The sequence below is a fragment of the Streptomyces shenzhenensis genome (genome assembly GCF_021462265.1).
GTDB lineage: Bacteria > Actinomycetota > Actinomycetes > Streptomycetales > Streptomycetaceae > Streptomyces > Streptomyces shenzhenensis.
In genome coordinates, this window is record NZ_JAJONF010000050.1 from 37,460 (window position 1) to 56,223 (window position 18,764).

General features: G+C 74.1%; 15 protein-coding genes. 9 read left to right on the forward strand and 6 right to left on the reverse strand.

The features are described 5' to 3' along the window. Nucleotides 1-13: 13 nt before the first annotated feature. Complete coding sequence (locus LQ326_RS48940; protein ID WP_372497072.1) at nucleotides 14-1,018, reverse strand: M23 family metallopeptidase; 1,005 nt, start codon at nucleotides 1,016-1,018, stop codon at nucleotides 14-16. A gap of 275 nt (nucleotides 1,019-1,293) precedes the next feature. Between LQ326_RS48940 and gnd the strand changes: the two genes are divergently transcribed. After that, nucleotides 1,294-2,733, forward strand: a complete 1,440-nt coding sequence (gene gnd / locus LQ326_RS39445; protein WP_234543894.1) for an NADP-dependent phosphogluconate dehydrogenase — start codon at nucleotides 1,294-1,296, stop codon at nucleotides 2,731-2,733. A 203-nt stretch (nucleotides 2,734-2,936) separates the two neighbouring features. Here the strand turns inward: gnd and LQ326_RS39450 are convergent, their stop codons facing one another. Genes LQ326_RS39450 through LQ326_RS39460 form a run of 3 tightly spaced genes read right to left on the reverse strand, consistent with a single transcriptional unit; the run spans nucleotide 2,937 to nucleotide 6,471 of the window. Next, nucleotides 2,937-5,483: an ABC transporter permease gene (locus LQ326_RS39450; RefSeq protein ID WP_234543895.1), complete on the reverse strand. Its 2,547-nt coding sequence runs from the start codon at nucleotides 5,481-5,483 to the stop codon at nucleotides 2,937-2,939. Nucleotides 5,484-5,485: 2 nt separating this feature from the next. Then, nucleotides 5,486-6,235, reverse strand: coding sequence for an ABC transporter ATP-binding protein (locus LQ326_RS39455; RefSeq protein ID WP_234543896.1), 750 nt, complete (start codon nucleotides 6,233-6,235; stop codon nucleotides 5,486-5,488). Then, complete coding sequence (locus tag LQ326_RS39460; RefSeq protein WP_234543897.1) at nucleotides 6,232-6,471, reverse strand: hypothetical protein; 240 nt, start codon at nucleotides 6,469-6,471, stop codon at nucleotides 6,232-6,234. The genes LQ326_RS39455 and LQ326_RS39460 overlap by 4 nt, the downstream gene beginning before the upstream one ends. Nucleotides 6,472-6,655: 184 nt before the next feature. On the opposite strand from LQ326_RS39460, the gene LQ326_RS39465 reads away from it, so the two are divergent. Beyond that, nucleotides 6,656-7,990: a sensor histidine kinase gene (locus LQ326_RS39465; RefSeq protein ID WP_234543898.1), complete on the forward strand. Its 1,335-nt coding sequence runs from the start codon at nucleotides 6,656-6,658 to the stop codon at nucleotides 7,988-7,990. A 481-nt stretch (nucleotides 7,991-8,471) separates the two neighbouring features. Further along, a complete protein-coding gene (locus LQ326_RS39470) occupies nucleotides 8,472-9,134 on the forward strand; it encodes a response regulator (protein ID WP_234543921.1) in 663 nt (220 codons plus the stop codon). Nucleotides 9,135-9,149: 15 nt separating this feature from the next. Here LQ326_RS39470 and LQ326_RS39475 read toward each other — a convergent pair whose 3' ends face one another. Further along, nucleotides 9,150-10,190 carry a C40 family peptidase gene (locus LQ326_RS39475; protein ID WP_234543899.1) on the reverse strand — a complete coding sequence of 347 codons (1,041 nt, stop codon included), beginning with the start codon at nucleotides 10,188-10,190 and terminating at the stop codon, nucleotides 9,150-9,152. A gap of 198 nt (nucleotides 10,191-10,388) precedes the next feature. Between LQ326_RS39475 and LQ326_RS39480 the strand changes: the two genes are divergently transcribed. From LQ326_RS39480 to LQ326_RS39495, 4 genes are all read left to right on the forward strand, one after another. Beyond that, the gene (locus tag LQ326_RS39480; RefSeq protein ID WP_234543900.1) at nucleotides 10,389-11,447 is read left to right on the forward strand and encodes a chitinase; all 1,059 of its coding nucleotides are present in this window, start codon (nucleotides 10,389-10,391) and stop codon (nucleotides 11,445-11,447) included. Between the two features lie 335 nt (nucleotides 11,448-11,782). Beyond that, nucleotides 11,783-12,370, forward strand: coding sequence for a hypothetical protein (locus LQ326_RS39485; protein WP_308402120.1), 588 nt, complete (start codon nucleotides 11,783-11,785; stop codon nucleotides 12,368-12,370). Next, nucleotides 12,367-13,035 carry a vitamin K epoxide reductase family protein gene (locus tag LQ326_RS39490; RefSeq protein WP_234543901.1) on the forward strand — a complete coding sequence of 223 codons (669 nt, stop codon included), beginning with the start codon at nucleotides 12,367-12,369 and terminating at the stop codon, nucleotides 13,033-13,035. The genes LQ326_RS39485 and LQ326_RS39490 overlap by 4 nt, the downstream gene beginning before the upstream one ends. An 88-nt stretch (nucleotides 13,036-13,123) precedes the next feature. Further along, nucleotides 13,124-13,843 carry a response regulator gene (locus LQ326_RS39495; RefSeq protein ID WP_234543902.1) on the forward strand — a complete coding sequence of 240 codons (720 nt, stop codon included), beginning with the start codon at nucleotides 13,124-13,126 and terminating at the stop codon, nucleotides 13,841-13,843. 248 nt (nucleotides 13,844-14,091) lie between these two features. Here the strand turns inward: LQ326_RS39495 and LQ326_RS39500 are convergent, their stop codons facing one another. Next, complete coding sequence (locus tag LQ326_RS39500; protein ID WP_234543922.1) at nucleotides 14,092-15,717, reverse strand: sensor histidine kinase; 1,626 nt, start codon at nucleotides 15,715-15,717, stop codon at nucleotides 14,092-14,094. 298 nt (nucleotides 15,718-16,015) lie between these two features. Between LQ326_RS39500 and ctaD the strand changes: the two genes are divergently transcribed. Together ctaD and LQ326_RS39510 are read left to right on the forward strand one after the other, a co-directional pair. Beyond that, the gene (ctaD, locus tag LQ326_RS39505; RefSeq protein ID WP_268208158.1) at nucleotides 16,016-17,752 is read left to right on the forward strand and encodes an aa3-type cytochrome oxidase subunit I; all 1,737 of its coding nucleotides are present in this window, start codon (nucleotides 16,016-16,018) and stop codon (nucleotides 17,750-17,752) included. Between the two features lie 3 nt (nucleotides 17,753-17,755). After that, nucleotides 17,756-18,343 carry a hypothetical protein gene (locus LQ326_RS39510; protein ID WP_234543904.1) on the forward strand — a complete coding sequence of 196 codons (588 nt, stop codon included), beginning with the start codon at nucleotides 17,756-17,758 and terminating at the stop codon, nucleotides 18,341-18,343. Nucleotides 18,344-18,764 lie beyond the last annotated feature (421 nt).

The window sequence follows — 18,764 nt, forward strand, 5'->3', positions numbered from 1 at the left end:
GTGGTGCCGGGTTTCACCGTGTCGCCTGATACCACAGCGCCATCGGATCCCATGGTCTCGCCGGGTTCCACCGGTGCGCCGGGGCCTCCTGGGGTGTCGGTTTCTGCTGAGGTCTCGCCGGCCGGCCGGGGTACGGCGACGCCGTTCTCGCCGGTGCGGCCGGTCCCACGGGCGTCGGCGAGGACGCCGTGGGCTTCCGCGTCCTGCCGGGCGACGGCGGCCCACTCGTGACCGGCGCCGGGGCGCTCGTGGCCGGGGTGCTCGGCGTCGGGGTACTCGTGTCCGGGGTGGCCGGGGTACCCGGGGTCGGGGTGGCCGGGAGGCTCGGCGTCGGGACGCTCGCGGTCGGGCGGGGGTGTTCCGGGGACGGCTTTGCCGGTACGTCCACGCCGTGGTGCCGCAGCCACGGCAGCGGCGGCACCGCGGAACCCGGGCGCGGGGTGGTGCGCACCTCGAAGTGGAGGTGGGGGCCGTCCGCGTTGCCGGTCGCGCCCGCCGTGCCGACGCGCTGACCCGCCGAGACGCGCTGGCCGGGGCGGACGTCGATGGCTGACAGGTGGGCGTACTGGGTGTAGTAGCCGTCGGGATGGTGTAACACGACCTGGTTGCCGAAGCCGTCGCCGCAGGTCGCGGTCACGACGCGGCCGGGGCCGACGGCGTACACGGGCGTGCCGGCGTCGACGGCGAAGTCCTGGCCGGTGTGCCGGCGTTTCCAGCGATGGCCCTTGGCGGCGTAGCGGGCGGAGAGCCGGTAGTGGACGGTGGGCGCGGTCCAGTGGGCGGTGCGAGCGGTGTTGCCGGTGTGATCGGCACGATCGGCGCGACGGCTGCCCGTGCTGCCGTAGGTGTCGTCGGTGCGGTCGGTGCCGTGTTCGCGGGTGGCGGGGGGCGGGGTGCTGCGCGGGCCGAAGGCGCAGTGGGCCGGGCGCTGGGCGGCCTTGGCCGGCGTGGCGAGGAACGCGCCGGTCAGGAGGAGCATCAGCACGGCGGTGAGGAGCCGTAGATCATCCGTTCGCATCTTCGGATCCTCTGACGACCGGCTCGCCGAGAGGCGGCCCCACGCGCCCGGCCCCGCGACTTTCGCCCGTTCGGATGATCGGCATCGGTACGGGCATGGCACAGGCGCAGGCACAGGCGCAGTCACCGGTATCGGCGCGGCCCGGCGCTCGGCGCGGCCGACGACGCCGGTCCCGTGGGGACCCGTCCAGGCCGGGGCGGTGCGGAACTGAACGCCCGCCCGCTGTCCACCCGTACCTCCGGGCACAGCAGGCGTCCGCAGAACGGAGTCCCCCCGTGAACGCATCCGCAGCCATCGGAGTGACCGGCCTGGGCGTGATGGGCCGCAACCTGGCCCGGAACTTCGCCCGGCACGGCTACCCGGTCGCCGTCCACAACCGCACCCCCGCCCGCACCCGTGCGCTGATCGAGGAGTACGGCGGCGAGGGCGACTTCGTCGGCGCCGAGAGCGCGGCCGAGTTCGTGGCCGCCCTCGAACGGCCCCGCCGCATCATGATCATGGTCCAGGCGGGCGCCGCCACCGACGCCGTCATCGACGAGTTCGTGCCGCTCCTCGAACCCGGTGACATCGTCATCGACGGCGGCAACGCCCACTTCGCCGACACCCGGCGCCGCGAGGCCGCGCTGCGCGAGAAGGGCCTGCACTTCGTCGGGGTGGGCGTCTCCGGCGGCGAGGAGGGCGCGCTGCACGGGCCGTCCATCATGCCGGGCGGGTCCGCGGAGTCGTACGCCGTGCTCGGGCCGATGTTCGAGGACATCGCCGCGAAGGCGGGCGGCGAGCCGTGCGCCACGCACATCGGCGCGGACGGTGCCGGGCACTTCGTGAAGATGGTCCACAACGGCATCGAGTACGCCGACATGCAGCTCATCGCGGAGGCCTACGACCTGCTGCGCCAGGTCGGCGGGTACGCGCCGGCCGAGATCGCCGACATCTTCCGGGAGTGGAACGGCGGCCGTCTCGGCTCCTACCTCATCGAGATCACGGCGGAGGTCCTCTCGCACGTCGACGCCGGCACCGGCGCCCCCTTCGTCGACGTCGTCGCCGACGCGGCCGGCCAGAAGGGCACCGGACGCTGGACCGTGCAGACCGCGCTGGACCTGGCCTCCCCGGTCACCGCGATCGCCCAGGCGACGTTCGCCCGCGCCGCCTCCGGCCGCCGTGAACTGCGCGCCGCCTACGCCGGGCTGCCCGGCGGCACCACGCCTCCGCTCAGCGCCACCGAGGCCGACCGCTTCGCCTCCCGCGTCGAACACGCCCTGTACGCCTCGAAGGTCATCGCCTACGACCAGGGCTGGACGATGATCCAGGACGCGGCCGCCGAGTACGGCTGGAAGATCGACCTCGGCGCGGTGGCGGGGATCTGGCGGGGCGGCTGCATCATCCGCGCGTCCTTCCTGGACCGGATCCGCGCGGCCTACCGGGCCGACCCGGGCCTCGTCAGCCTGCTCGCCGAGGAGGAGTTCGCGAAGGAGATCGCCGACGCGCAGGTGCCGTGGCGGGAGACGGTCGCGTCCGCGGCCCGCCGGGGCATTCCCGTCCCCGCGTTCTCGGCGGCCCTCGCCCACTACGACACGCTCCGCGCCGACCGGCTCCCCGCGGCCCTCCTCCAGGGCCAGCGCGACTACTTCGGCGCCCACACGTACGGCCGCGTCGACCGCGCGGGCACCTTCCACACCCACTGGGGGACGGCGGGCCGCCCTGAAACCGAGGGGTGAACAGGCTTTCAGGGGCGCGGGGAACTGCGCGACCAGCCACATCGGACTCGCGGCGGGGTACGCTCCGACACCCGCCGGACGGTGGCACGACCGAGAGTGCCGCGAAACGCCGACGCCTCGTCGTGGCTGCTCGCGCCCACGCGGCGGTAGCCGCACTCAAATGCAGCCCCGCGCCCCTGACGGGGCGCTGCAGCCAGACCTCGTCAGACGCCCACCCGGACCGCCTCCGCGGGCGGCACCCGCAGCGCCCTTCGCGTCGGCAGCTCGATCGTCACGTACGCCGTGACGATCACTGTCACCGCCGCCGCCGGCAGCAGCCACACCGGCCCCGCCGGCCACGGGCGGTCCAGGAGGCCCTCGCCCAGCAGCACCAGCGGCAGGGCGGACAGGAGCAGACCCGCGGCCAGGGCCGTCACCGCGATCACCCCGGCCTCCCGGCGCATCATCGCGAGGATCTGCCTCGGCGTCGTACCGGCCAGCCGCAGCGCGGCGATCTCCGTGCGGCGCTGGGCCGTCGCCGCGACCAGGCGGTTGGCGATGCTGAGCAGGAGATAGCCGAGCAGGACGACGATGACGGCGAGGTTCACCCACACCTCCGGCGGGGTGTCCGCGCCCCCCTGAGCGGCCGTGTCCGACAGGGCGAGGCCGGGGCGGGCGGCGGTCAGGGCCGTGAGAGCGCGTTCGGCCGTGGCCGTGCCGTCGGTGCGGACGAGGACGCTCTGGTCGAGGGCCGACGTGGTGTGCCCGGCGGCCAGGTCGTGGGAGAGGACGACCGGACCGAAGCCGAGCCCCCGGTCGTAGACGGCCACCACCTTCGCCTCGACGGGGGCGCCGTCGCCGAGGAACAGCTTGATACGGGCGCCCGGGCGGGCAGCGCGCGGCCCCGCGACCTCGCCGCTCACGGCGACCGTGGCGCCGGTCAGTCCGGCCAGGCTGCCCTGGGTCACGCCGAGGTCGAGCACGTCCCGCGCGGCGGGGGTGAGGATCAGCGCGGCGGCGGACTCGGTCTCGGTGTCGCCGAACATGCGGTACGGCCAGACGACGGTGGTCGTGCCGACGGGGGCCGCCGCCCGTACCCCCGGCAGCCGCCGTACCGCGGAGAGGGTGTCCGTCGGCAGCCCGCCGAGGGCGGCCGCGGTCAGCCGGTACTGGCCGAGTGTCCCGGTGCGGGTGTCGTCCGCGGTCGCGGCCAGCACGGTGGTCTGCGCGAGCGTGTACGTCAGCACGAACACCACCGCCATGGCGAGCGGACTGATCACCCCGGTGACGCGCTGCGCGTACGCCCGGACGTTGGACACGGCCAGCCAGGTCGGCGCGGACACCCCGGGACGCAGCCGTCGTACGGCCGCTTCCCCCGCCGTCCGGACCAGCGCCGGTCCGGCCAGGGCCAGGCCGATCGCGGCGAGGATGCCCGCGATGGAGGTGGCGGAGGCACCGAGCGCGGTGCGTTGCAGGAGCGGGGTGCCGGACAGGACACCGGAGGCGGCCATCAGGAGCAGGCCCGCGGCCGTGCGGGGACGGGAGGGGACACGGGGCTCGCTGCGGGACTCGGCGACCGCCTCGGTGGCCGGCATCCTCGAGGTGCGCCAGGCCGCGCAGCGGGCCGCGATCCGGACGGCCGGGATGAGCAGGAGGACGGTGGCGAGAGCCGGGAACGGACCGAAGGTGAGCGGGAGTCGGGCGGGGAGGACGTCCTGGTGGACGAGCAGGGAGCGGAAGCGGTCGGCGAGCACATAGCCGAGGGCGATGCCCGGCGCCAGGGCCACGGCGGCCACGGCCGTCGACTGGGCCGCCGCCAGCCGCCGGATCTGCCGCGGGGTCGCGCCGACGGCCCGCAGCAGCGCCAGGTCGCGGCGCTGCCCGGCGATCGCCACCCCCAGCGCGCCGGTCGTCACGAACCCGGTGATCAGCAGGACGATTCCGGCGAGCGAGCCGGAGAGGAGGACGAGGAGGGAGCGCGCGGATCCGGCACCGGGGGCCACGGCCGTACCCCGGTCGGGTCCGGTGAGGACCCGCAGACCGGTCCCGGCGACGGCGGTGCGCACCGCCGAGGCGACCTGGCCGGTGGCGCCGGGCCGGGTGCGGAGGCCGATGAGGTCGACGGTGCCGGCGCGGGTGGCGCCGGCCGTCTTCGTGCGGGTGCGGGCCGCCAGTTCCGCCGCCCTGCCGTCCGTGAAGTAGATGCCCGCGTCCGGGGCGTGGACCAGGGCCGAGACGCGGTAGGCCGTGGCCGCGCGGCCGTTCGCGGTGACGCGGACCCGGTCGCCCACGGACAGGCCGGTCGTCGCGGCCACCGCCACCTCGGCGGGCGCCGACGGGGCCCGGCCCTCGACGCGGGCGCCGCCGGCGAGCAGCTTCGCCGAGGACCAGCCGTGCCCGGCCGCCGCCGGGTCCTCGCCGGTCACCGGGGACAGGCGGCCGTGCGGGTCCGTCACGGCGGCCGGGAAGCCGATGTCGCCGACCGCGAGGGTGACACCGGGCAGCTTTGCCAGGCGGGCGGTGAGACCGGCCGGGACGGCGGCGCGTTCGGGCAGCGCGATCGGCAGGTCGCCCGAGACGTGGTACTCCTGGTCGGCGGCGACCACGACGTCCGCGCCGCCGAGGCGGCCCGGCGGCAGCTGGGAGCGGAGCCCGGACTCCGCCAGTACGCCGGTGGCGGTGATCAGGGCGGCGCCGCCCAGGACCGCGCAGGCCACGGCGAGCAGTGCGGCGATCCGGTGCGCGGCCATCCGCAGGGCGAAGCGGAACATGGCTAGCGGTCTCCCAACGTGGCGAGCCTGGCGGCCAGTTGGCTCGCCACCGGGTTGTGCAGGGTCTCGACGACCCGGCCGTCGGCCATCACCAGCGCGGTGTGCGCGCGGGCCGCGGCGGCCGGGTCGTGGGTGACCATCACGACGGTCTGGCCGAGGTCGTCGACGAGGGCCCGGAGCAGGTCGAGGACCTGGTGGGCGCTGCGCAGATCGAGGGCGCCGGTCGGTTCGTCGGCGAACACCACCGCCGGGTGGGCGGCCAACGCCCGTACCAGCGCGGCGCGTTGCTGCTGGCCGCCGGAGAGTTCGGCGGGGCGGTGGTGGAGGCGGCCGGAGAGGCCGACCCGTTCGACCAGGGTGCGGATCCAGTCCTGGTCGGGGCGGCGGCCGGCCAGCCGCAGCGGCAGCGTGATGTTGTCCTCGACGGAGAGGGACGGGATCAGGTTGTAGGCCTGGAAGACGAACCCGACGTGCTCCCGGCGCAGTTCGGTGCGCCTGGCCTCGTTCAGGCCGGTGATCTCCCGGCCGTCGATGCGGACACTGCCCGACGTCGGCGTGTCCAGGCCCGCCGCGCAGTGCATCAGCGTGCTCTTGCCGGAGCCCGAGGGGCCCATCACGGCGAGGAAGGTGCCGTGTTCCACGGTGAGCGACACGTCGTCCAGGGCCCGTACCCCGCCCGCGTACGTCTTGCCGACGTCCGCGAGCGCGATGGCCGGGGCCCGGCGGGCGGTGTCCGTCGCGGTCGCGCTCATCGGCGGCCGCGCAGCCGGCGTACGGCCAGGGTGCCCGCGCTGAGCAGGGTCACCACTCCGCAGGCCACGTTGATCCACGGGGCGGAGCCGCCGTACGAGGTCGCCATGTTGGCGGCGGCGCTCAGCACGAGCAGGGACCAGAGCAGGGTGCGGGTGAGGTCCACGCCGCCGGTTCCGGCGCCTCGGCTGTCGGCGGGCGGTGTGCCGGTGAGTCGGTAGGGGTCGGGGCGGGCCACGGGGAACCTCCTGCTGGGAGCTGACGTCCTGGGGTCTGGCCCCGACGCTACGGACCGTGACGCTCCTCGGACGATCCCGCGTACCGCCGGATCGCGGGTACAGCAGGCTGTACTTTCCGGGGCTCGGGGGCCCGGCCGACCGCCGTACGCCCTAGGGTCGTGGGTGTGGAGGGGAGGGCTGCGGATGGCCGGCACCGGCACCTCACCGGACCGCGCGCACGAGGGCGGGAGAGACGGTGGGAGAGACGCGGGGAGCGAGGACGCGGGCGCGTGCGGGCGGGAGGGCCTGAAGACGGTCGCCGGGCGGACGGTGCGGGCGGCCGGCGGCGCGCTCGCGGAGCTCGTCGGCGGACTCGGTACGGCCGTCATGGCCCTCGCCCTGCTCCTGCTGCTCGCGGCCGCCGCGGTGACCGCGCCGCTGGGCGCCGGGCTCCTCCTGGCGCGGCCGTCGCTGCGCGCGCTGCACGCCCTGGCCGGCCGGGAACGCGGACGGCTCGGCCGGCACGGCCCCGAGGTGGTCGCTCCGAGTGCGGCCCCGCCGACCCGGCTGCGGCCGGCCCTCGCCGACCCCGCCACCCGGCGGGAACTGGACTGGCTGGCCCGGCACGGCACGGCAGGACTGCTGCTGGGCCTGGCCGGACTCCTGCTGCCGCTGTCCGCCGTACGGGACACGGCGTTCCCGCTGTACTGGCGGTTCACGCCCGTGGACACGACCGCCACCTCCTTCGGCTACGGCATCGCGCACTCCTGGGCGGACGCCTTCGCCGTCTGCGCGTTCGGCATCGGGTCGATCGCCGTCATCCTGGGCCTGACCCCCGGTATGGCCCGGCTCCAGGCGGCTCCCGGACGGCGGCTGCTCGCCGCCGGACCCGACCAGGACCTCTCGCTGCGGGTCGCGGAACTCACCGCCACCCGGGCCGCCGCGCTCGACGCCCACGCCACCGAACTCCGGCGCATCGAGCGGGCGTTGCACGACGGCACGCAGAACCGGCTGGTGTCGGTCACCGTGCTGCTCGGCGCCGCCCGCCGCCAGGTGGCGCGGGATCCGTCCCGCGCCGACGAGATCCTGGAGCGCGCCCAGTCCGCCGCCGAGCAGGCGCTGGCCGACCTGCGCACGGTCTCGCGGAGCATCCTGCCGCCGGTCCTGGACGACCGGGGGCTCGCGGGCGCGCTGTCCGGCCTCGCCGCCGAGTGCCCGGTGCCCTGCCGGATCGACGTGGACGCCCCCGAACGCTGTGCCGCCTCCGTCGAGGCGACCGCCTACTTCGTCGTCGCCGAGGCCCTGACCAACGTGGCCAAGCACAGTGGCGCCCGGACGGTCACCGTGACCGTCCGGGCCCGGGGCGGCCGGCTGCGCCTCACCGTCACCGACGACGGCCGGGGCGGCGCCGAGGAGACCGACGGCTCCGGCCTGGGCGGCATCCGCCGCCGGCTGGCCGCCCACGACGGCACCCTCCGCCTGGCCAGCCCGCCCGGCGGCCCGACAACCCTGGAAGTGGACCTCCCCAGTGGATCGTGAATCACCAGCCCCCGACGGAACACCGGCCCCCGGCGGGCTTTCTCCCGACGGCGGGGCATCAGCCGCGGGCGGAGCACCTGCGCGTGGTGGAGCGCCAGTTTCCGGCGGGGTTTCTGCGGGCGGTGGGGCGTCAGCCGCGGGCGGAGCGCCTGCGCGTGGTGGAGCGCCAGTTTCCGGCGGGGTTTCTGCGGGCGGTGGGGCGTCAGCCGCGGGCGGAGCGCCTGCGCGTGGTGGAGCGCCAGTTTCCGGCGGGGTTTCTGCGGGCGGTGGGGCGTCAGCCGCGGGCGGAGCGCCTGCTCCCGGCGGAGCCCCCGCCCCCGGCGAAGCACCCGCGCGCGGCGAAGAACCGGCCCCCGGCGGAGCACCCGCGCGGTCAGGCGCGGTGGCGGCCGGCGCGGCGGAAGCACCGCGAAGCGCGGCGGCCCACGGGGACGTGCGGGTGGCCGGCGGGGGGCAAGTGGCCGACGACGCACGCCCGTCCCTGCGCATCGTCATCGCCGAGGACGACCCCCTGCTCCGCGAGGGGCTCGCCCTGTTGCTGCGGGCCGAGTCGATGGACGTGGCCGCCACCGCCGGTACCGCGGAGGAGGCGCTGGACGCCGTCGAGGCGTACGCGCCGGACGTCGCCATCCTCGACGTGCGGATGCCGCCGACCCACACCGACGAAGGCATCCGCGCGGCCGTCGAGGCCAGGCGGCGCCACCCCGGTCTCCCGGTCCTCGTCCTGTCGGCGTACGTCGAGCAGAGCTTCGCCACCCAGCTGCTCACCGGCGGGGCCGGCGGGCTCGGCTATCTGCTGAAGGAACGGGTGGGCCGGGTCGAGGAGTTCCTGGACGCCCTGCACCGGGTGGCGCGCGGCGGCACCGCGATCGACCCCGAGGTGGTCGCCCAGCTCTTCACCCGGTCCCGCCAGGACACCCGCCTGGAACGGCTCACCCCGCGCGAGCGCGACGTGCTGGCGCTGATGGCGGAAGGCCTGGGCAACTCCGCGATCGCCGAACGGCTCGTCGTCACCGACGGCGCCGTCCACAAGCACATCCGGTCCATCTTCGCCAAGCTCGACCTGTCCCCGGCCGACCGGGTGGACCGCCGGGTGGCGGCGGTCCTGCACTACCTGGAGGACGCCCGGGCGCGCACTCGCTGACCCCCGGCGAGCGGCTCAGACGCGGACGCCGAACATGAACGGGCCGCCGATGGTGCTCATCGACTCGTAGCGGACGACCGTGCCGGTGCGCGGGGCGTGCAGCACCTGGCCGTTGCCCGCGTACAGGCCCACGTGGTGCAGGTCGTTGAAGAAGAAGACCAGGTCGCCGACCTGGAGGCCCGAGGTCGAGTAGATCTTGGTGCCGATCGTCGACTGGGACTCGGAGGTACGGGGTATGGAGACGCCGGCCTGCGCGTAGGCCCAGGAGGTCAGGCCCGAGCAGTCGAAGGAGGACGGGCCGGTGGCGCCGTAGACGTACGGGGAGCCGAGCCTGGTCTTGGCGGCGGCGAAGGCGGCGGCGGCCCTGCCGGTGGCGGAGGTGTCGTTGCCGAGGTCCACCCGCTCGCTGGACGAGCGGCTGGCGCGATCCTGCTCGGCGGTCAGCGCGGCCCTCTCGGCGGCGGTGAGGCTGTTGAGCAGCTTCTGCGCCGCGGCCAGCCTGGCCTGGACTTCCTTCTTCTTCTTGCCCAGTTCGGTACGGGTGGCGGCCAGGTCCTTGAGCTTGCCGGTCGCCTCCGCCCGCTGCTGCGCCAGTTCACGCTGTTTGGCCTGGATCTTCTTCAGCGTCTCGACCTGCTGGCCGCTCAGCTGGTCGAGCGTGGAGGCCTTGTCCAGGTAGCTGTCCGGGTCGGAGGAGAGGAACAGCTGGAGGGAGGGGTCGATGCCGCCGCTGCGGTACTGGGCGGTGGCCATGGAGCCTATGCCGTCCCGCAGTTCGTTCAGCTCGTCCTGCCCGCGCGCGACCGAGTCCTGCAGCGCGGATATCTGCTTCTGGAGCTTCTCCTGCTTCTCCTTGGCCCCGTTGAACTTCTCGGTGGCCTGCTCGGCCTGCTCGTAGAGCTTGTCGACCCGGGACTTGACCTCGTCCTTGCTCGGCTTCTCGGCGGGCGCGGCGTTGGCCGCCTGGGAACTGAGTGCCACGGCGGCAGCGGCGGCGGAGGTGAGCACGGTCACGCGGGCACGGCCCGGCTGCTTGGCACGACGGTGGGACGCCACGGAGGCGAGCTCCTTCCGAGCAGGGGTTCGGGCAACAGACCCTAATGACTCTCTTATGGTCGGTTCAAATCTTCGCATGAAAATCCTTGGCCGGAACCGATCGCGGGAGAAAGGTTTCTGATGCCCCGTCGGACGGAAGGGTCTGATGACTGTAAAGAACCTTGACAGTGAATTGGTCTAGTCCAACCATGGGCGTCCATGAGACGCACTCGTGCTCTGCACGCCCTGCCCGCAACCGCCCTGTCCGCCGCGCTCGTCGCCCTCGGGGCAGGCGCCGCGCACGCGGCTCCGTACGCCACCGCGCACGCGGCGGGGCCCATGCCCGCCCATGTCGCGGCCCCCTACTTCGAGGCCTGGACCGGTGAGAGCCCCGCCGCCCTCGCCGCCGAGTCCGGCAACAAGTACCTCACCCTCGCCTTCCTCCAGACACCCGCCGCGGGCTCCTGCACCGCCGACTGGAACGGCGACGCCAACCAGCCCGTCGCCGCGGGCACCTTCGGCGCCGACATAGCCGCCCTCCAGGCCCGCGGCGGCAACGCCATCCCCTCCTTCGGCGGCTACAGCGCCGACACCACCGGCACCGAACTCGCCGACAGCTGCACCGACGTGGACGCCATCGCCGGCGTCTACGAGAAGCTCGTGACGACGTACGGCATCAGCCGCATCGACCTCGACGTCGAGGCGGACTCCCTCGCCGACACGGCCGGAATCGACCGCCGCAACAAGGCGATCGCCAAGGCCGAGCACTGGGCCCGACGCACCGGCCACCCGCTCCAGTTCTCCTACACCCTGCCGACGACCACCAAGGGCCTGGAGGACAACGCCCTGGCCGTCCTGGAGAACGCCGTCGCCAACCACGCGCGCGTGGACGTCGTCAACATCATGACCTTCGACTACTACGACGGCGCCGCCCACGACATGGCCACCGACACGAGGACCGCGGCCGACGGCCTGCACGCCCAGCTCCACGCCCTCTACCCGCACAAGAGCGCGAAGGACCTGTGGGGCACGGTCGGCGTCACCGAGATGCCCGGCATCGACGACTACGGCCCCGCGGAGACCTTCACCACCCAGAACGCCGCGACGGTCGAGCGCTGGGCCGCCGCCCAGGGCATCGACACCCTCTCCTTCTGGGCCCTGCAGCGCGACAACGGCGACTGCGTCGGCACCGCCGGCGCCAATGCCTGCTCCGGCATCGCCCAGGACCCCTGGTATTTCAGCCACACCTTCGCCGGGTTCGGCGGCCCCCGCCGGTAGGTACCCGCCGCCACGCTCCGACGCCGCCGGCGCCCCGCCCGCGCCGGCGGCTTCCCCGCCCCCGCCCCAGCCCTGCCGGTGGCCGCCTCCGTCTTCCAGCGGGTGCCCGGCGGGTTCCGTGGCAGGCGGTCGCGGACGTGGTGGGGCCAGGGCCTTTCGGCCCTTGCCGGCCGTCGGACGCGGTGACTTCACTGATTCCGCGCGGTCCCGCCCGCACCGCTCTGGTCCGCCCGTGGGCTCGGCGAAGCAGTCCCGACCACGGGCGCACCCGGGCGGGCCCGCGCACCACGAGGACGGAAGGGAGAACGTCGTATGACGGGGAAGCGAGCGCGGAGATGATCGCGGCTGTCGGACACCCCGACCTGACCCCGGACGCGCTGCGGCTGGTGGAGGCCGAACTGCGGGCTGTGCTGGAGCGGTTCCCCGGGCGCGGAACGGCGCTGGTGCGGGCCGGGGCCGGCGTGCCGGTGGCGTTCGGGCGGGCGGTGCGGGCGGCGGGGCGGGAGCTGACCCTGGTGGCCCCCACCCAGGGGATGGTGCCCGCGCTGCTGCCGGAGGGGGACCGGGGGGCGGTCGGCGAGCTGGCGTCCCTCGCCCGGTGGGTGCGGCTGCTGGCGTACGACCCGGCCGACCGGGACGCGTGCGTCGGCGCGGACGAGCGGATCGTCGCGGAGTGCCGGCAGTTGCTGGCCGTGTGGGACGGCTCGCCGTCCAACGGCCGTGACGCCACCGCGCACCTGGTGGCGTACGCGCGCGCCCACGGTGTTCCGGTCGAGGTCGTGTGGCCGGCGGGGGCCGCCCGCGGGGCGTTCCCGGGCGGACCGGCACGGGACACCGGCCGCCGCCGCCCCGGCAGTCACCTCTCGACCCCCGTGGTCCCGGAGCCCCCCTTGGCCACCTGTAAGGCGGAACACCCCCTATGACCAGCAGTACGACCGTCAACGCGCACCCCCGCACCGCCGAGGACCGGGCGGCGGGAACGGAGCGGGAGATCACCTCCAAGGGCACCGTCGGCGCCTCGCGGGCCTTCGCCTGGTTGCTGATCGTGTCCGGCGCGCTCGGCATCCTGGCCTCCTTCGTGATCACCGTCGACAAGTTCCAGCTGCTTGCGGACCCGCACTTCAGCCCGTCGTGCAACCTCAGCCCGGTGCTGTCGTGTTCGAACGTGATGCAGAGCCATCAGGCAGGCGTGTTCGGCTTCCCCAACCCGCTGCTGGGCCTGCTCACCTACCCGGTGGTGGCCGCCGTCGGCTGCGCGCTGCTGGCCGGCGCCCGCTGCCGCCGCTGGTTCTGGCTCGGTCTGCACGCGGGCACGGCGTTCGGCGCGGGATTCTGCATGTGGCTGATGAGCCAGGCGCTCTACGAGATCGGCGCGCTGTGCCTGTGGTGCTGCCTGGCCTGGGCGGCCACCATCGCGATGTTCTGGTACGTCACCGTGCACAACCTGCGCCACGGGATCATCCGCGCGCCCCGCGCCGTGGTGGCGGGGGCGCTGGAGTTCCACTGGGTGGTGCCGGTCACCTGGTACCTGGCCATCGTGATGCTGATCGCGACCCGGTGGTGGTACTACTGGCAGACACTGCTCTGAGCGCTCCGGCCGGCCAGTGGCACGGCGCCCGCGACCCGGGCACGTCCGACGGCTGCGACGAAGGGCGCAGGCCGTAGGCTGGTCCTTCGTGGAAGCGCGTACGCACACCGGCCCTCCCCCCGCCCCTGCCGCACCGCTGCGGGTGTTCATCCTCGACGACCACGAGGTGGTACGGCGTGGGGTGCGGGACCTGCTGGAGGCCGAGCCGGACATCGTCGTGGCCGGGGAGGCGGCGACCGCGCGGGAGGCGCTGGCCCGGGTGCCCGCGGTCCGGCCGCACGTCGCGGTGCTGGACGTGCGGCTGGGCGAGGGCGGCAGCGGGGACCACGCGGGGGTCGAGGTGTGCCGGGAGCTGCGGGCCGGGATGCCGGAGCTGGTCTGCCTGATGCTGACGTCGTTCGACGACGACGAGGCGCTGTTCGACGCGATCATGGCGGGGGCAGCGGGGTACGTGCTCAAGCGGATCGACGGTTCGGACCTGGTGGACGCCGTGCGCACGGTGGCGGGCGGGTCGTCCCTGCTGGATCCGCGGGCCACCGCGCGGGTGATGGCGCGGCTGCGCGCCCCCCAGCCGGAGCCCGAACCCGCCGTCTCGCCCGAGCTGGAGCGGCTGTCGCCGCGCGAACTGGAGATCCTGGAGCTGATCGGCAAGGGACTGACCAACCGGCAGATCGCCGAGCGGCTGTTCCTCGCGGAGAAGACGGTCAAGAACCGGGTCTCGTCCATCCTGGCCAAGCTGGGCGTGGGCCGCCGCGTCCAGGCCGCGCTGCTCGCGGAGCGGCTGCGGGAGCAACAGATCCCCCGGTAGGCACGGTCCTGCCGGTTGGCGACGGTCCTGCCGGTTGGCGACGGTCCTGCCGGTTGGCGACGGTCCTGCCGGTTGGCAGCGGGGCCGCCGCTTGGCAGCAGGGCCACCGCTCGGCAGCAGATCCGCGGGTTGGCGATAGATCCCACCGGTTGGCAGCAGTGCCGCCGCTTGGCTCAGTCCCGCCGGTTGGCGCCGTCAGATCCGCCGGTTGCAGCAGAACCCACCGGCAGGCCGCGGATCGGCGATGTTCAGCCGGGGGGCAGGGGTACCTGCCACACGAGCCGGGTACCGCCCGTGGCCAGGGACTCGACGGCCAGTGTCCCGCCGTACTGCTCGGCGCGGGAGCGCAGGTTGGCCAGCCCGCCGGTCGGCTCGGCGGCGCGCACGCCCACCCCGTCGTCCTGCACCGTGAGAGTGAGGCGGTCCCCGGCCGACGGCACGGTCAGTACGACGTCCGCCTGGCGGGCCCGTGCGTGCCGGGCGACGTTGCTGAGGGCTTCGGCGGTCACGGCGAGCACGTGCTCGGCCACGTCGCCGGGGACGGTGGAGTCGACCGGCCCGTCTATCCGCAGGGACGGGCTGAAGCCCAGGGACTGGGCGGCCAGGCGGGCGGTCTCGGGCAGGCGGCGGCGCAGTCCCGGCCCGCCGCGATCGTCGCCTGCGGAGCGCAGCTCGAAGATGGTGGAGCGGATGATCTGAACGGTGGTGTCCAGGTCCTTCACCGCGCGCGAGACGCGCTCGGCGGCGTCGGGGCGGTCGATGCCGCGGGTGGCGCTCCGCAGCGTCATGCCGGTGGCGAACAGCCTTTGGATGGCCAGGTCGTGCAGGTCACGGGCGATACGGTCGCGTTCCTGCATGACGGCCAGTTCCTCGGACTCGGCGCGGCGCCGGGCGAGTTCCCAGGCGATCGCGGCCTGGTCGGCGAAGCGGGATACGAGGGCCACCTCGGTGTCGTCGAAGGCCGCCCGTCCGGTACGCCGGCTCAGCCGCAGCGCGCCGCACGCCGAGGAGTCCAGGGGCAGCGGCACCGCCACGGCCGGGCCGTACGCCGCCGCGCGGTCCCCGGCGTCGCCGAGCGTGAGGGCCCGGGAGTCGGCCGTGACGTCCGCGGTGGCCACGGGCGCCCCGGTGCGGACGGCCAGCCCCGCCAGCGAACCGCTCACCGGAAGGCGCAGCCCCTGCACGTGCTCGGCGTCGGCTCCGTGCGCCACCTCCACCGTGAGCCGGCCGGCGTCGGCCCGGTCCGGGAGCAGGACGACGGTCTGGTCGGCGTCGGCCACCTCGCTCGCCCGCCTGGCGATCAGACGCAGCACCTCGCCCACCCCGGTCCCGGCGAGGAGGGCGCGGGTGATCTCGCCGAGCGCCTCCAGCCACTGCTCCCGGCGGCGGCTCTCGCGGTACGAGCGGGCGTTGTCGATGGCCACCCCGGCCGCGTTGGCCAGCGCGGACAGCACGGCCTCGTCGTCGGCGTCGAAGTCCGTGCCGCCGCGCTTCTCGGTCAGGTACAGGTTGCCGAACACCTCGTCCCGCACCCGGATGGGCACCCCGAGGAACGTCCGCATCGGCGGATGGTGCTCGGGGAAGCCGTAGCTGGCCGGATGGTCGGCGAGGTCCGTCAGCCGGAGCGGGACGGGGTGGTGGATCAGCTCGCCGAGGATGCCGCGCCCGCACGGGGCCTGGCCGATCCGGACCACGCGGTCGTCCGCCATCCCCACCGGCAGGAACTCCGACAGCCGCTGCCCGTCGCCGATCACCCCGAGGGCCCCGTACTCGGCGTCGGTGAGGGCCACCGCCGCCTGCACGATGCTCCGCAGGACCTGGGGGAGCTCCAGGCCGCGCCCGATGTTCGTGACGGCGTCGAGCAGACCGTGCATCCGCTCCGGCACGTCGAGCCGCGGGCGTGACGGCGCCGCCGCCTGGGGTTCTGACTCGGACATTCCCGCCGTTCCTGGACCGCTCTGTGCTCAGCAGCGTAAGGCACGGCCGGCGCCGTACGGCATGCCGGTGGGCCCGGCCACGGGAAGAGGGGCCGTTGGACCCCATCCGCGGGCCCCGGTGGGGGGCCGTTGGACCCTATCGGGACCAGGTGCCTGTCCGCGGATCATGTGGCGGCGGCCGGAAAGGGCAGATCCATGTCCCGCCATCGAAGGTGCTTCCCGGCTGGTCGGTGACATGAGCACAGCGGAAGGACGTCGTCCGGTGGACGAGGCACAGATACAGCAGGTGGGGACCGCGCGGCCGGAGGCCGTGGTCCCGGCGGCCGGGGAGGCGGCCGGACGGGCTGAGCCGGCGGCGGCCAGACCGGCGTGGGCGGAGTGGCTGACGACCACGGACCACAAGAAGATCGGGACGCTGTACCTGGTCACGGCGTTCGTGTTCTTCATCGTCGGCGGCGTCATGGCACTGCTGATGCGTGCCGAACTCGCCCGCCCCGGCCTGCAGATCATGTCGAACGAGCAGTTCAACCAGGCGTTCACGATGCACGGCTCGATCATGCTGCTGATGTTCGCGATGCCGCTGTTCACCGGCTTCGCCAACTGGATCATGCCGCTCCAGATCGGCGCCCCGGACGTGGCCTTCCCGCGGCTGAACATGCTCGCCTACTGGCTGTTCCTGTTCGGGTCCTCGATCGCCGCGTTCGGCTTCCTGACCCCGGGCGGCGCCGCCGACTTCGGGTGGTTCCTGTACGCGCCGCTGTCCGACGCGATCCACTCGCCGGGTCTCGGTTCCGACCTGTGGATCATGGGCGTGGCCCTGTCCGGCTTCGGCTCGATCGCGGGCGCGGTCAACTTCATCACCACCATCATCTGCATGCGCGCCCCCGGCATGACCATGTTCCGGATGCCGATCTTCACCTGGAACGTGCTGCTGACCGCGGTGCTGATCCTGATCGTCTTCCCGGTCCTCGCGGCGGCCCTGTTCGCGCTGGAGTGCGACCGCAAGTTCGGCTCCCACGTCTTCGACGCCGCCAACGGCGGAGCACTGCTCTGGCAGCACCTCTTCTGGTTCTTCGGACACCCGGAGGTGTACATCCTGGCGCTGCCGTTCTTCGGGATCGTCTCCGAGGTCATCCCGGTCTTCTCCCGCAAGCCGATGTTCGGCTACATGGGCCTGATCGGCGCGACGATCGCGATCGCGGGCCTGAGCGTGACCGTGTGGGCGCACCACATGTACGTCACGGGCGGAGTGCTGCTCCCCTTCTTCTCCTTCATGACGTTCCTGATCGCGGTGCCGACCGGGGTGAAGTTCTTCAACTGGATCGGCACGATGTGGAAGGGCAGCCTGTCCTTCGAGACACCGATGCTGTGGACCATCGGCTTCCTGATCACGTTCGTCTTCGGCGGCCTGACCGGCGTCATCCTGGCCTCGCCCCCGATGGACTTCCATCTCTCCGACTCGTACTTCGTCGTCGCGCACTTCCACTACACCGTCTTCGGCACGGTCGTGTACGCGATGTTCGCCGGATTCCACTTCTGGTGGCCGAAGATGACCGGCAAGATGCTCGACGAACGGCTCGGGAAGATCACCTTCTGGACGCTGACGGTCGGCTTCCACACCACCTTCCTGGTCCAGCACTGGCTGGGCGCCGAGGGCATGCCCCGCCGCTACGCCGACTACCTGGCGGCGGACGGCTTCACCGCCCTCAACACCCTCTCCACGATCGGGTCGTTCCTGCTCGGCCTGTCGATCCTGCCGTTCTTCTACAACGTCTGGAAGACCGCGAAGTACGGCAAGCCGGTCGAGACCGACGACCCGTGGGGCTACGGCCGCTCCCTGGAGTGGGCCACCTCCTGCCCGCCCCCGCGGCACAACTTCCTCTCCCTGCCCCGCGTCCGCTCCGAGTCCCCGGCGTTCGACCTGCACCACCCGGAGATCGCCGCGCTCGAACTCGAAGAGGCGACGAGGTAGACCATGCCGCAAGCCGTTCTCGCCCTCGGAACCGCGGCGGTGACCGCGTCCGGCTGGGTCTGGTACGTGCCGGCTCTCGCCGACCTGCGAGCGGGAGCCGACCGGCCCCTGTCCCGCCGGGACGCGGCGGCGGCCTGCGTCAGCGGCTGGAGCACGGCCGGGATCGTCGCCGTACTGCTGCTCCTGGCCGAGGCGTGGTGGATACCGTGTGCCGCGGCCGTCGCGGGCGCACTCGTCACGGTCGGCCTGCGGATCCGCGCGGTCGTGGCGCGGCGGGGCGAGGCCCGGGAGGCCGCCCGCCAGTGGCGGGAGCTGGCCGGTTCGGGCCGGCCCCTGCCCGGCACCGACCGGTCCCGGTACGTCGTCGCCGCCCTCGTCGGTACCGGACTGGCGGCCGCCGTCGTCACCGCGGCCCTCAGGCTGGCCGCGGGAGTCGAGGACACCGCGGACCGGCTCGCGGCCGTCACCGCTCCCGCCGCCGTCCTCGGGTTGTTCCTCGCCCTTGCCGTGACGCATACGCGCATGGCCCGCCGCCGCGCCCGCACGGATCACGCGCGGCCCTCACGGCAGGGCAGGGCCGGCACGCGGTGAGCGGACAGCGGCGGGAGCCGGGCCCGGCTCCCGCCGTCGCGGAGCTCACCGAGTGGCACCCGCGGCGACCTGGGGCCGCACGCCGCCACGCCTGCGGCCCCGGCCCGCGGCGGGCGCACCGCACCGAGCCGGTCCGGCCCCTTGCCGTCGTGTGTCCCTGGGCGTCGTGTCCCCGGCCGGTCGTGTCCCCGGCCGGTCGTGTCGGTCGCCGGTCCCCCGGCCGGTCGTTGCGGTCGCCGGTTCCCCGGCCGGTCGTTGCGGTCGCCGGTCGTGGCGGTCGTCCAGGCCTTCTCGAAGACGGTGGACGAGGTGGCCGTACCGGTGCGACCCGGCAACGCGGCCCCCTGGGCGGCGGGGCGCGCCCGTCCGCGGCGGCCGGCTGTACCTGACGGCGACGGTCCGCGACCGAGCCCCCGTACGA

Bases quoted from the DNA above. Each gene is read 5' to 3' on its own strand.
- LQ326_RS39500 (WP_234543922.1), bottom strand. From the start codon at position 15,717: ATGCACGGTCTGCTCGACGCCGTCACGAACATCGGGCGCGGCCTGGAG.
- LQ326_RS39450 (WP_234543895.1), bottom strand. From the start codon at position 5,483: ATGTTCCGCTTCGCCCTGCGGATGGCCGCGCACCGGATCGCCGCACTG.
- LQ326_RS39465 (WP_234543898.1), top strand. From the start codon at position 6,656: ATGGCCGGCACCGGCACCTCACCGGACCGCGCGCACGAGGGCGGGAGA.
- LQ326_RS39480 (WP_234543900.1), top strand. From the start codon at position 10,389: ATGAGACGCACTCGTGCTCTGCACGCCCTGCCCGCAACCGCCCTGTCC.
- LQ326_RS39485 (WP_308402120.1), top strand. From the start codon at position 11,783: ATGATCGCGGCTGTCGGACACCCCGACCTGACCCCGGACGCGCTGCGG.
- ctaD (WP_268208158.1), top strand. From the start codon at position 16,016: ATGAGCACAGCGGAAGGACGTCGTCCGGTGGACGAGGCACAGATACAG.
- LQ326_RS39490 (WP_234543901.1), top strand. From the start codon at position 12,367: ATGACCAGCAGTACGACCGTCAACGCGCACCCCCGCACCGCCGAGGAC.
- LQ326_RS48940 (WP_372497072.1), bottom strand. From the start codon at position 1,018: ATGCGAACGGATGATCTACGGCTCCTCACCGCCGTGCTGATGCTCCTC.
- LQ326_RS39510 (WP_234543904.1), top strand. From the start codon at position 17,756: ATGCCGCAAGCCGTTCTCGCCCTCGGAACCGCGGCGGTGACCGCGTCC.
- LQ326_RS39455 (WP_234543896.1), bottom strand. From the start codon at position 6,235: ATGAGCGCGACCGCGACGGACACCGCCCGCCGGGCCCCGGCCATCGCG.